This window comes from Candidatus Polarisedimenticolia bacterium, from assembly GCA_036004685.1.
GTDB lineage: Bacteria > Acidobacteriota > Polarisedimenticolia > Gp22-AA2 > AA152 > DASYRE01.
The window spans coordinates 1-12,724 of the sequence record DASYRE010000001.1; the positions used below are offsets into that span (position 1 = coordinate 1).

The following is a 12,724-nucleotide window of genomic DNA, read 5'->3' on the forward strand; positions in this document are numbered from 1 at the left end:
ATTTGGCTTTCGGTCTTGTGCACGTCGATCCCGATGTGTTCCATGGCTCGCCTCCCGAGCTGCGGATGGGACCGCAGGAATGTTGAGGGGCTAACTGTGCCACCACATCGATTGGGTGGCGAGCCGCTTCATCCCATCTGACCGCTTGCCGCGTATACCGAGAAGCAACTCCTCCGAGCAAGCCCGAAGCGCCGCGAGGGAAAAGACAAGGGGCGAGAGGCTCCACGACCGCTGCCTCTTGTTTGCGGGTCTTCCTGGCGGGGAGCGGACCCGCAAAAATCGGTGGACGGGAGATCTGAAATGCTATCGCGCTGGAGGAGGTAGATCATGCAGAGATTCCTTGATGGACTGGGTATCAGCCTGTGCGTAATGTGCTATGGCAACGAGCCGGGGACGGGCGACTGTTGGGACGGTGAATTCGACGGGTATTCAAGCTGCGCGGCTTGCTATGGGTCGAATGGCCCCGGGGAACGGGATTGCGCGGTCTGTTTGTTCCCGGAATACAAGAGATACGCGGCGCGAGACGGGCGGGCGCCGTATTTTGGGGTTCGCGGCAGTTTTGTGCTCTCCGGCAGACTGATCGATTCGATTTCACGGAAGGCGGTGTCGAACAAGCGCGTGACGCTGGGGTTTCCCAACGGGATCTGCATTCACGGAAAGAGCGACCGGAATGGCCGATTCGCGATCCGCGTCGATTCGACCGAGGGCGGCAGGGCCGGACGCGTCAATCTGGGAACGCTGCGGCACCACAAGAAGAGGAAGCATTTCTTCATCGGATTTGCCCTCACATCGAAGGCGGGTCGCCGCCAGAGGAGAGAGCCGAGAGTAAAAACCGCAGCTCGGGCCGCCAAATGAACCCGTCCAATCTCCCATCCTGATGCGGGATGCCGCGCGAAGTAGGCCAGTCCCCGCCTGCCCTCTTTGGAGCTGAGGAGTTCAGACTCAAATCTCTCCAAGCGGCCGTCAAGCGCGGTGACACTCCAGGCGCCGCTTCTGTCCGGATTTGAGACATCCTTTCCACGAAAACTCGGATTCCCCGCTTCTTCCGGCCCGGGCCTGGACTCTCGGAGTCGGTTCATCTTGACGTTTGCTGCTTCGGCCTCGATATTCCAAATGGCGTAAAACGCCCAAGATAGCCGTGGGCTTCCCTATGCCGGATCGGAGTTCGCTTCTTGACCGAAGGCCTCGCGCTGGAATCGCCCGCAGCCGCTCCAGAGACTGAGACGCCGACGGAGTCGGCGATCGCGTCGAGGAACTCGCCTTGGCGACTCGCACATCCCGCGAAACTTCTCGGAGTGACCCTCCTCTACATCGCCGCGGGCAAGCTCGGGCTGAAGCTCGCCTTCGTGAATGCCAGCGCCACCGCGGTGTGGCCCCCCACCGGCATCGCCCTCGCCGCGCTTCTCATCCTGGGGAGCTGGATCTGGCCCGCCGTGTTTGTGGGCGCCTTCGTCGTGAACCTTTTCACGGCGGGTTCGGTGGGCACCTCCATCGGGATCGCCATCGGCAACACGCTGGAAGCGCTGCTGGGAGCCTACCTGGTGAGGAAATACGCAGGGGGCCGCCAGGCGTTTCAGCGCGCGTGGGGTGTGTTTGCTTTCGCGGTCCTAGCGGCGCTGGTCAGCACGATGGTCAGCGCGACCTGTGGCGTGACGACTCTCGTGCTGGGCGGGCTGGCGCGCTGGGAGGACTACGGCACGATCTGGCTCGTGTGGTGGCTTGGAGATGCCACGGGCGCCCTGATCGTCACACCGCTGTTGCTCCTCTGGAGCGTGCGCCCGCGCAGCCTGTGGCCCTGGCCCCGGATGGTCGAGGCAGCGGCGCTTTTCTCGGGCCTGCTGTTCGTCGGCCTGATTCTCTTCGGCCAGCTGTTCCAGACGACGAACGGACATTATCCGGTGGAGTACGTCTGCATCCCGTTCCTGGTCTGGGCAGCGTTCCGTTTCGGGCCGCGCAAGGCAGCGACTTGCCTGGTGTTTCTGTCCGGAATCGCCATCCTGGGAACCCTGAACGGACTGGGCCCCTTCGCCCGGGCAACGCAGAACGAGTCCCTTCTCCTGCTGCAGGCCTTCATGGGGATTATCGCCGTCATGATCCTGGCGCTGGCGGCCGTCGTCGCCGAGAGAAACCGTATCGAAGCGGAGCTGCGGCATCTGGCCGTGACAGACCCCCTGACGGGCTTGGCGAACTATCGCCAGCTGGTGGGCGTGCTGGAAGGAGAGATTCAAAGATCGGAGCGGACGGACCGTCCCTTCGCCGTGCTGCTCCTGGACGTGGACGGTCTGAAGAGAATCAACGATCAGTACGGCCACTTGGTCGGAAGCCGGGCGCTCTGCCGTTTGGCGAGGGCCCTCCGGCGGTCCTGCCGCGTGGTGGACACCACGGCCCGGTACGGGGGAGACGAATTCGCCGTCGTGCTGCCGGAGACCAACGAAGAAGCGGGGTGGCGGGTGGCGGAGCGCATCGCGGAGCGTCTGGTCTCGGATCAGGAGAATCCGCGCGTCACGGTGAGCGTGGGGATGGCTGTTTACCCCCGGGACGGATCCAGCACGGAGACACTGCTCAGCGCGGCGGATCAGAAACTGTATGCCATGAAGGCCTCCCGGGGCGCGCTGCGACTCGACGGACCCGGCTGATCGTCGGCCAGTGGGATCGAGATCGTTGGCGGACGCGCAGGGTCTAGCCGCCTGCTCACCATGATGCCACGCTCACAAGTTCCCGGCTGCCTCACGCCACGACGCGCGCCGGGAGACGGTGCCAACAGGATGCCGCTTGCGTGGGCGCGGCCTGTTGCGACCCAACCCTGCCAGGAACTATCGAAAGGGAGGGTGCTCGATACCAGCTGGTGGACGGGGGCCCTCTCAGCGCTGCGCGACCGGTTCCAGAATCTCATCGCGGAACAGCGGGCGGCCGGCCTGGGAGGTCCAGAAGCCGTAAAGCGCCGGGGCGGCAATCACGAGGAGCGCCAGGAGCATGGTTCCCAGGTACCAGCCGGCCGGGTGGGGCGTGAGGGGCAGCTTGTCCATCAGGTTGAAGATGCTGATCATGACCGCGAAGCCGAGCAGCCCTGCCCGGAAAAGGACGAGCCAGCTGATCGTGATGGCGAGGCTGAACCCCAGGATGTAGCCGGGGATGCCTCCCGAATCGGGGGGGAACATCACCATGGCCAGCAGCGAGACGACGATCAGCGCCGGGACAGTGCGGCGCAGCAGGAGTCGGAAGATCAGGAGCAGGGTGATGGGGAAAATGATGTTCAAAAGCTCCTGGGTGTGGATCCCCAGGGCGGCCACGAACGCGGACATGCCGCCCCGCAGCGACTCGAGGGTCCAGAAGTCGCATGATCCGCAGAAGCGGCTATCCAGTGGCAATGAGCTCGAGCAAAACGGGCAGGTGTTCATGGTTGACTTCCTGCAGACCTTACGCCCGGGAAGCCGGACGGACCGGCGATGATCTTCTTCGACAGCGATTGAATTAGCGACCGTGGCCATCGCGCCTGATTGCGAGGTCACCGCTTCCGAGCCAGGATTCCCAGGCGGTCGTCCTTCTCGGGGTCGTCCTGCTGGGCGAAGGGCTGTTCCACCGAATGGAAGCCCGCGAGCTGCAGCCGCTCCAGAATCCCGGCGACCGGTTGACCCCACTCGGTGATAGTCTCCGAGGCTCTCTCGAAAAGAGCGGTCCCCGGGCATGACACGAAGGACGTCACTTTCACCGTGGAGCGGCGCGTCGCGGGCTCGTACACGATGGCCGCGACCAGCATCCGCCCGTCTTTCTCCTCCGCCACGAACTTGTCGAGCCGTTCCAGCCCCCGGCAGGTCATCACGTCGAAAAACAGCCAGCCCCCGCCCCGCAGGTGGGCGGCCAGCCGGCGAAACGCCTGCTCCCAGAGGTCCAGCGTCTCGAGATGGTTCAGCGTGTCGGCCACGCAGGTCGCCAGATCGAATGGCTCCTCCTGGCGCGTCAGGTCCTGTGCCGTAATGTCCGCCACGTACCACGCGACCCTGCCGGCGGCATCCTTTTTCCGCGCCGCGGCAATCATGGGTTCCGAAAGATCCGTTCCCACCACGCGGTGGCCCCGCTGGGCCAGCTCCAGCGCCAGCGTTCCGGTCCCGCAGCCGGCGTCCAATACCCTGCATCTTGCAAGCCCCTTCTCCTCGATCATCCGGAACAGGCGAGGACCGTAGGTCGGGGCGTACCAGTCCCAGCCGTGGAGGTCGTAGTGATCGGCGAATCCCCGGTAAGCATCGTGACGCTGGCTCATGGCACCTCGATTCTATCTTCTCTTGGGGTCAGGCGCGCCATGACTCGGGCCGTGGAGCTGCACCAGGAACTCGGAGGCGTAGCGGCCTTTGCCATCGCGCACCCAAATCCCCTCCGGGGGCGGCAGCATCTCCGTGAAGGTGAGGGTGGGAGCGGCTCGACGATCCCGAGACGACGCCGCCCGGCGCACCAGATCCGCCAGGATCGGAGACTCCAGGTCCGAATAGAACGGCTTGGGATCGGCGGTTGTGTGCACGAAGACGTGGCGAGGCAGCCGATGGCGGCACCTCAAGCGCGCCAGGGCGGCGAAGACCTCCGCCTCGGGCGCGGAAGGATCCGCCAGCGCGCGCGGCACAGCTTCCGGAGGAAAAATCCAGCGGCGCCGGAACAGGACCGTGCGGTTCCAGAGGAAGCGCGGCCATGCGACGATCCCCTCCGCCTCGAACCCGGGAAAGTAGCCCAGCGGCTGAAATCCCTGCTGCCCCAGGGAGACCAGAAAGGAGACGAACCCCTCGGGACTGATGCCGCTGCCGATGACCGGAATCACTTCAAGGCCGCGGGGAAGCCAGCGCAGCACGAAACGCTTCCGGCCGCTGTCGTAGCGGACGGCAAGCTCTCGAAGGGGTATGACCTCGGCGCCTTCGGAGGCTTTCTCCCCGGGCAGCTCAATCTCGTATGGAAAGATGGGGAGCCGCAGTCCGGCATTGGCGGTGCGGCCCCAGTGCATGTAGGTGATCTCCGCCAGGATCGCTCCTTCCCGCTCCAGCCGCGCCCACTCCCGCTTCACGTCCAGGGCGATGGGATTCTGGGCGGGAGTCCGCCCAGTGCCGTGGAGGTGGGCGAGTCGGGCCGCGGCCAGCCCGGAGCCGGAGAAGATGCCGTTCAGAGCAAGCCGCGCGCCGCCGGTGGAAACCGCCTCCTCGCCCGCTCCGTCCACCTGGAAGAGAACTCCGGAGAACCAGGGGGGAACGGGCGTCTCCTCCAGGATCGCGCTCCAGTCCTCCCGGGTCAGGGCCACCTCCTCCGCGCCTTCCGCCTCCGCCCGCCGCGCGAGCCTGGCGAAAGCGTCCCTCGCCCGGACGAAGCTCCGCAGCGCCTTCTCCGTCGCCTCGCCGGTCCGGGCGCCGGCCGGCTCCGGAAAGGATGAGGGGCGCCGGGCCGGCTCCGGCTCAAAAAGGCCGTGGTAAAGGTCCAGCAGCTCCACGTCGTGGTCGGCCGGATGCGCTCGAAGGAAGCGCTCCGCGTAGTCGGCGCGGAGGAGCGATTCGGGATAGAGAGAGGCGAACAGGCGCGCGTACCATTCCATCGCCTCCTGGAGGTCTGCCAGGACCCATGACGGCAGGGAGATCTCCAAGCCCGAGGCGGCGTCGAGCCGGAAGATCTCGTCCTCCTTGAGGGGGCGAACATGAGGCAAAGACTCCAGACGCTGCTGAATGCCATCCAACCGCTCGATCCTTTCGCCGGAGGTCAGCTCGCCGAGCGCGGTGACTTGTCGCTCGATCTCCTCCGCCTCGCCAAGCCACGGCGGCAGGCATCCTGCCTCCCGACAGGTGCGGGCCAGGGCTTCCAGCGGGCGGCGGCAGCTGTAAGGGATCTCCACCTCCCACAGGAAGATGCCGCTTTCCACCAAGCCTTCGAGGAAGTGCGTCAGATCGGAGACCTCGGCTTCGGACCGCGCCGCGACGGCTTGCAGGATCTCCTCCACGCGGCGCGTGCCGACCGAAGCCTCTTCCAGGAACATGCGCAGGACGGGAAGGTCCTTGACGCGGGAGAGAACCTCCGCGTCCGTCGGGCGGCGCAGAAGGGCGGGCCGCCAGTAAGTCCATCCCCCTTCCATTTCCCGGAGCGTTGGGTTGGGCCGCAGCCTGGCGGCAGCGCGCAGGGCGGGCTCGGCGGCCAGACATGAAGTCACCTTCCGGGCTTCGAACACATTCAGCAAGACTTCCGTTCGCGAGGCACGATTCTCGCCGCCCACCCGTGCCGAGCCTGAAGCGACCTGAACCAGCGCGGTGGTGCAGAAGACGGATTGGGGGCTCGTCTTGGCCGCGCCCCGGGCGACGTAGGAAGCGAACTTGGAGGCGACATGGCGGTCGTCATAGTCCCATCTTCCTGGGTCGGCCGATTGGAGGGACTTGAGAGCCTTGAAGAGCGTCCGGCTGGCCAGCCGAATCCCTTCCTGGAACAGAGCGCTGCCGCCAATTGCCATGAGGGCGCTCCGGGAGGCGCAAAGGTCGACGGAGAAGGCCTCGCGGAAGCGCTTCTCGAGGGCTTCGAAGCGCTGCCCGCGCTCGACGTGTCGCTCGAGGCTTCGCGCCAGCGCCGGGTCCAGCCCTGGAGCCGCCTCCTGCAGATGCGCCTGGTCCGGCCGGCGCCGGTTGTACACGGCCCGGCGCAGCGTCACAATCGCCAGGCGCGTCCGGTTGCGCTCCGAATCTCCCGGGACGGGCGGACCGGCGGCACGGTAGAGAGCCTCGCTGAGGGCGTCGGCTTCTCCTTCCATCTCCCTTTCAAGAGCCAGGAGCTCGTGGAGCCGCGCGAGGGAAGATCCGGCGCGCAGCGTTTCCAGCGACTCGAAAGGAAGGGCGGCAACGCGGAGGAGAACCAGCGGAGCGGCGGGGGTTTCCACGGGATTCAAGCCTCGGTATCCGGATGATCCTCTAGGAAGCGGTGCATAAAGAATCGGAGGATCGCCTCGGCGGCCGGATCGATTCCCAGACGATTGCATTGCATGTGCGTGTAGGACCAGGCGAGATAGATCAAATCTTGCGGGACGCGTCCGGCGCGGTGAGCCTCCAGCAGCCGTCCTGCCGCGGGACGCGCCGATTCCAGGAAGCTCCGGGCGATCCGCGCCGCCTCGGGGCCGCCGTACAGGGCGTCGGGGTTCCGGGCCGTTTCCCCTAGGAAGAGCTCTTCCAGCCCGGGCGCGAGCGATTGATAGCGCTCTTGCAGAATCTGGCGCTCTTCCTCCCGCCAACTGCCGATCTCCAGGGCCCACCCGTAGCCGCGCTCGTAGAAGGCCAGCCGCTGTGCTCGGTCCATTTCCAACAGATCCAGGAAGCGCTCGGTAATCACCAGCACGAATTCCCGCCGCGATTTCGCCAGCACGCCCCGCCGGTCGGCTTCGATGAGGTCCAGGCAGGCGAGGGAATCGTGAAAAAAGATCTGCTCGGCGAGCGCCATCCCTTCCCCGCCTCCATATCGATCGTATTCCCGCTGGTACTCGGCGAATTCGTGCCCTTCGATGAGACCGCGATCGCGGATGACGGCGAGCCGTTCCTCCACCAGCTTGCGCACCTCTCCCTCGACCCAGGCCGGCCGTCCCAGGACCCGGAACCGCACCTGCCAGCGCGGGACGTTGAAGCGGGCATAGAAGAGCGAGTCGAGCTCGGCATGCGTCCTGATTTTCCGGGCCACGGGCTCGACCAACTCCCGAAGGATCTCTTCGTGGCTCTCTCGAGGGCCGTAGAGGAGCGTGTAGAGGCAGCGCTGAGACGTCATGGAATGAGGCGCTCCTTACCCGGGGTCGCGGGCGGAAAAAAATGAGGGGCGGCATGGAGCGCTTCCACGCCACCCCTTTTCGAAGCTTGGGTCTAAAGACCCTGCGGAACCCGACTAGCTCTTGCGCGCAGCACCGATGAAGGGGCTGGGGCAGGTGCACAATGGGCTGGTGCTGGAGTAGTTACAACCGGGCTTGGTTCTGGACTCCACATCCTCCACTTCCAGATTTAGGGATACGGGACGCTTGGCGAGTTCCGCCATCTTGCTTCTCCTTTCGGATTTCGAAGCTCGGGCCTATAGACCTTGCGGAACCCGTCTAGCTCTTGCGCGCACCGATGACGGGGCAGGTACACAGCGGGTTGGTGCTGGAGCTGTTACAACCGGGCCGGGTTCTGGACTCCACATCCTCCACTTCCAGATTCAGGGCAACGGGACGCTTTGCGAAGTCTGCCATTCCTACTTCTCCTTTCAGAAAGCGAGTCATGTGAAAAGCGAACCGGGATCTCCGAGGAGGCCACGAGCGGTGCAGCGTGTGCCGCGGCGCTTGGCCGCGAAGGCGCACTTTGGACGAATGTGCTACAGAACTCCAAATACCAGGAGAGAGGGGATTTGTCAATGTGATATTCGTGAATTTTCCGGCCAGGAGTTTTCCGAAATTGAAAGATACCTGACTGAGTCGTATAGTGGGCCGCGGCGTAATCGAAGACGGAAGAGAGGTGTCCCCGATGGGCTCAGGGCGCGCCCCTCATCGTGTCCTTCGCCCCACTCGGCCTGGGGCCTTCGGGAGAATGGCGCTCTCTCCAAAGAGGGCCGCCCGCATTCGGGCACCGCCCCGCAACCGCCGAAATCGTCCAGCCACGGTTCGATCCGAAGCACGAATACCGGATCCAGGTTCCGTCTTTTCAAGGAAGGAGGATCGTACGATGATTCAATCCAAGAATTTGGCGGGCGCGTTCGGTCTGGCCACCGTAATGGTATTGCTCGCGGTCGCGCTGAGCCTGCCGATCTCCGGAGGCGCAGCGTCAACCGGCAAGATCGCCTCCCAACCGTCTTTGGGAGTCCCGGCCGCCGGCCAGGCCGACTGCGGGCAGGCCGCCCTGGCATTGGATATTCCGACCTTCGAGCTTCCCGAAGGAGGATCGTGCAAAGCCGATTTGACTCCGGGCGCGGTTCCGAGCTGGACGCCAGCTGCCGGGGGGCGCACCTGCCGGTGTAGCTGCGGGTATCCCTGTAAAACGGACGCCGACTGCGGCGGCGCGATTGGATCCTGCCGCGGCGGCATCAGCTGCTGTTGACTGCCTCCAGCACCAGCACGGCGTCGACGTTCCGCCGCCTCCGGTGCTGCCCTTGATTCCCCCTGTTCCGCTCGGACAGTGGCGGGTAGGCCTTTCCAGACCTAATTCCGTGGAGCGCCGGCGCTACTGGAAAGTCCTGTCGAAGAGTCCGTTGATGGCGGCGAGCCCCGCGGCGGTGGGAAAGCGGGTTCCCGTTCCGCACACCAGGGGATGCTGAATCACGGGATCCGCGATGGGCTCGAATCTCTCCTCAGTCCAGTGGAACCATCCTTCGCGATTCTGATCGTAGACGAATAGCGGCTTGTTGCAGAGCTTGGCGAACTCGGCGCCCCAGCCCGTCCCGCCCATCACCGTCTGATCCTCGAGAATGCGGCCCACGACGTAGATTTCCTGGCCCTTGTTGACCTGGTGCCAGATGGTCTGCAACACCTTGCGCATCAGCGGGGTGTTGGGATAGGTGCGGCCCATCAGCTTGTTCACGTAGATGAGGCTTACGTCCCCCTGCAAGAGCTCCTGGGCGGTGAGGACCCGGATGCCGCGCCGCCTGGCGTCGTTGTGCCCTTCGAAGGTGAAATTGACTTCGGCAACCCCGTGCCTCTCGGCAGCCGCGCCGAACGCAGCTTCCGCTCCCTGCGCGGCGCCGCTGTAGAGAATGCAATCCTCACGATTCATGGGAGCGTCCCCTTTACAATTGAAAGTCTGCCTCCCCGTCGAAGGGCCCGGACTCGGGATCCTCTCGGTGGAAGCGGGCACATTGTACAATCTCCGTGCTGCCGCCGCCCGGGGCTCAGGGCGGTAGGCGTCACTCGTGGATTCTGGTGCTGGCGACGCGTCTCGTGCTGCGGGAGGCTCCCTCGTGACCCACCCCGCAGGCCGGAGGAGCGATCCAAGAGTCCCTTTGGAAGGCAGCAGGCTATTCATGCCGCAAGGCGACCATCGGGTCTACCTTGGCGGCGCGGCGCGCCGGGCCGGCGCAGGCCATCAGTGCAACCAGGCACAGGAACGCGCAGACCGCAAGGTAGGTGGCGGGATCCGCCGGACTGGTGTTGAAGAGCATCGTGGTCAGCGAGCGGCTCACCGCGTAGCCGCCGAGCAGGCCGATCGCCACGCCGACGCCCACCAGCCGGCCGCCTTGCCGCACCACCATCTGCAGCACTTGGCCCGGCTGCGCCCCCAACGCCATGCGAATGCCTATTTCGCGCGTGCGCTGGGCCACGGAATACGCCAGCACTCCGTAAATCCCCATTCCCGCGAGCGCCAAAGCGACGCCCGCGAAAACGCCCAGCAAGGTCAGGTTGAAACGCCGCGAAGCGGTCGTCAATTGGAAACTTTCTTCGAGCGTCTGGAATTTCGGCGCCGCCTCGGGGTCCAGGGAGCGAACGATCTGGCGAATGGCGGGAATCAATGAAGTCGGCTCGACCGTCGCATGCAGTACCCAAGTGAAGGCCGCGATGCCGCCGCCCCCGCCGCGCTGCAGGTAATGCGTGTAGATGGCGCCGCCGGAGTCGCTTTCCGGCCCCTCTCCGCGAACGTCGGCGACCACGCCGACGATCGTGATCCAGGCATCGTCGCCGTCCATGTTGGCCGTGTTGATGCGTTTGCCAATCGGATCCTCGTTCGGAAACACTTTCTCCGCCACGTCGCGGCTGATGAGCGCCACCTGCGGCGTATTCGCGCCGTCGGCGTCCTCGAAGAGGCGCCCCCGAATCAACGGAATCCCCAAGGTCTTGAAATAACCCGGGCTCGCGATGCGGTAGCTCGGCCAGTAATCACCCGAGTCGCCCCGGCCTTCGATCAGGAACCTGCCGTTGCCGCCGTAGGGCGACATGGGCGGAGCGTTCGTCCCTCCGAGCGAGACCACGCCGGGGAGGTGGACGAGTCTTGCCTCGAGCTGCGCGGCAAATGCGCGGAGCCTTAGCTCGCCCTGCTTGTCTTTGGGGAACGGCATGCTCAAATCCAGGCCCAGACGGTTTTCCTTCCGGAAGCCCAAGTCCACGGCCATCACTTTCACGAAGCTGCGCGCCAAAAGCCCCGCGCCGACGAGAAGCACCAGAGTGAGCGCCACCTGCGAGACCACCAGGGCATTGCGGAGGTGTTTCTGGCTCCCGCCGGCCGAGCCGCCGCGTCCGGCCTCATTCATCAGCGAAGCGAGCGCCAGCCGGCTCGCCCGCCATCCGGGCGCGAAACCCAGGAGCACGGACGTCGCGAGCGAGAGCAGGAGCGCGAACGCCAGCATGGCCACGTCCACCCGGACGTTTTCACTGCGTGGGATTTGCCCCTGACCGAGGGCCAGCAATACGTCCACGCCCCACGCGGCCAGAACCGTGCCCAGCACCGCGCCCGCGAGCGCCAGCACGAGGCTTTCCGTCACGCACTGCTTGAGCAGCCGTATCCGGCCCGCCCCGAGGGCCGCACGCACGGCGAATTCCTTTTCCTGCGCGGTGGCGCGCGCGAGAAGCATGTTCACGACGTTCGCGCAGGCAATCAGCAGGAGCAATCCGACCGCGCCCAGCAACAGCAGCAGGGCCGGGCGAATGCGCGCCGTAAAGGCGTCCTGCAGCGGCGACACCGTGGCGTCCACCGCGGTCACGTCCGTGAAGTCCGCGTGGATGTTCTTCGCAATCCGGCTGAGATCGCCGCGCGCGCGGTCGAGAGCCACGTCGGGTTTCAATCGAGCGATCACCCTCCAATTGTGGGCGCTGCGGCTCGGGTTGACCGGACTGAGGGCTCCCTTGGGAACCCAAACGTCAGTTCGGGCGGGGAACCGAAAGCCCGCCGGCAAGACTCCGGCCACCGTGAAGCTGTAGCCGGAGGAGCGCAACGACTTGCCCGCCAGGTCCCGATCGCCGCCCAGGTAGCGTTGCCAGAAGCTGTGGCTGACCATTGCGGCGGGCGAAGCGCCCTGCCGGTGCTCCTCGGGGAGAAACGCGCGCCCGATGAACGGCTTCACCCGCAACACGTCGAAGAAATCCTCGGAGACTTCCGAGGCCTGCGCGCGCGCCGGCTCGCTGCCTCCCGCAACCGCGGCGTCGAAGGTGTTGTAGAACGCCATCCGCTCGAAACCCTGCGCGCCGGATTGCCAATCGAGAAAGTTTTGCTCCGGCACGTTCATCGGCGTGCCTTCGGCGGACAGCTCGCGCAGCATCACCAGCTGGTCCGGCCGGTCGTAGGGAAGCGGTTGCAGCAAGACGCCGTTGACGACGCTGAAAATCGCCGTGCATCCGCCGATGCCCAGCGCGAGCGTAAGAATGGCGAGGATGGAAAAGCCCGGTGTCTTCGCGAGGGAACGAATTGCGTAGCGCACATCGCCCAAGAAGTTATCCATGATGGCCTCCAATCTCTATACGAGATTCTAAACCAACGGGTTCCGCTCTCCTGAGATCGTGCATGGCCGTGCCTGGCCGGGCGGACCGGCACTGTTTCCGAGCCACAAAATGCAAGGCCTGCGGGCCGTGTGAGACGCGAACCGAGCCTGTCCGCGCCGCCGGACCACCACGACGAACGCCTTCTAGCGCCCGGCGACGGCCCACCAGTACAGAGGACCGACTCTCATCCAGCCTGTGATCTGGGGAGGGAGAAAGCTTGCCACGAGAGCACTCGCCGCGGCGTGGGCGAGGGTCGCCGCTATCAGATTCGGCCATCGTAGGAATAGACAGGCCAGGATCAGTCCTCCA

At 65.2% G+C, this 12,724-nt stretch carries 9 protein-coding genes; 3 read left to right on the forward strand and 6 right to left on the reverse strand.

Annotated features, from left to right (window positions below; genetic code table 11):
- Positions 1-327: 327 nt before the first annotated feature.
- Positions 328-855, forward strand: a complete 528-nt coding sequence (locus VGR67_00005; protein HEV8334786.1) for a hypothetical protein — start codon at positions 328-330, stop codon at positions 853-855.
- 440 nt (positions 856-1,295) lie between these two features.
- Positions 1,296-2,636, forward strand: a complete 1,341-nt coding sequence (locus VGR67_00010; GenBank protein ID HEV8334787.1) for an MASE1 domain-containing protein — start codon at positions 1,296-1,298, stop codon at positions 2,634-2,636.
- Between the two features lie 225 nt (positions 2,637-2,861).
- Here the strand turns inward: VGR67_00010 and VGR67_00015 are convergent, their stop codons facing one another.
- From VGR67_00015 to VGR67_00030, 4 genes are all read right to left on the reverse strand, one after another.
- Complete coding sequence (locus tag VGR67_00015) at positions 2,862-3,302, reverse strand: hypothetical protein (GenBank protein ID HEV8334788.1); 441 nt, start codon at positions 3,300-3,302, stop codon at positions 2,862-2,864.
- Positions 3,303-3,505: 203 nt separating this feature from the next.
- Entirely contained in the window at positions 3,506-4,258 is a 753-nt protein-coding gene (locus VGR67_00020; GenBank protein HEV8334789.1) for a class I SAM-dependent methyltransferase, read from the reverse strand.
- A gap of 12 nt (positions 4,259-4,270) precedes the next feature.
- Entirely contained in the window at positions 4,271-6,883 is a 2,613-nt protein-coding gene (locus VGR67_00025) for a lantibiotic dehydratase (GenBank protein HEV8334790.1), read from the reverse strand.
- 5 nt (positions 6,884-6,888) lie between these two features.
- Positions 6,889-7,755, reverse strand: a complete 867-nt coding sequence (locus VGR67_00030) for a thiopeptide-type bacteriocin biosynthesis protein (protein HEV8334791.1) — start codon at positions 7,753-7,755, stop codon at positions 6,889-6,891.
- Between the two features lie 923 nt (positions 7,756-8,678).
- Here VGR67_00030 and VGR67_00035 point away from each other — a divergent pair.
- Positions 8,679-9,050, forward strand: coding sequence for a hypothetical protein (locus tag VGR67_00035; GenBank protein ID HEV8334792.1), 372 nt, complete (start codon positions 8,679-8,681; stop codon positions 9,048-9,050).
- A gap of 123 nt (positions 9,051-9,173) precedes the next feature.
- Here the strand turns inward: VGR67_00035 and VGR67_00040 are convergent, their stop codons facing one another.
- A complete protein-coding gene (locus VGR67_00040; protein HEV8334793.1) occupies positions 9,174-9,722 on the reverse strand; it encodes a hypothetical protein in 549 nt (182 codons plus the stop codon).
- 241 nt (positions 9,723-9,963) lie between these two features.
- Entirely contained in the window at positions 9,964-12,375 is a 2,412-nt protein-coding gene (locus VGR67_00045; GenBank protein ID HEV8334794.1) for an ABC transporter permease, read from the reverse strand.
- Positions 12,376-12,724: the final 349 nt, after the last annotated feature.

What these genes read in the sequence shown, in the direction of transcription:
- VGR67_00020 (HEV8334789.1), bottom strand. Translation starts at nt 4,258, where the DNA reads ATGAGCCAGCGTCACGATGCTTACCGGGGATTCGCCGATCACTACGAC.
- VGR67_00030 (HEV8334791.1), bottom strand. Translation starts at nt 7,755, where the DNA reads ATGACGTCTCAGCGCTGCCTCTACACGCTCCTCTACGGCCCTCGAGAG.
- VGR67_00015 (HEV8334788.1), bottom strand. Translation starts at nt 3,302, where the DNA reads ATGTCCGCGTTCGTGGCCGCCCTGGGGATCCACACCCAGGAGCTTTTG.
- VGR67_00040 (HEV8334793.1), bottom strand. Translation starts at nt 9,722, where the DNA reads ATGAATCGTGAGGATTGCATTCTCTACAGCGGCGCCGCGCAGGGAGCG.
- VGR67_00035 (HEV8334792.1), top strand. Translation starts at nt 8,679, where the DNA reads ATGATTCAATCCAAGAATTTGGCGGGCGCGTTCGGTCTGGCCACCGTA.
- VGR67_00005 (HEV8334786.1), top strand. Translation starts at nt 328, where the DNA reads ATGCAGAGATTCCTTGATGGACTGGGTATCAGCCTGTGCGTAATGTGC.
- VGR67_00045 (HEV8334794.1), bottom strand. Translation starts at nt 12,375, where the DNA reads ATGGATAACTTCTTGGGCGATGTGCGCTACGCAATTCGTTCCCTCGCG.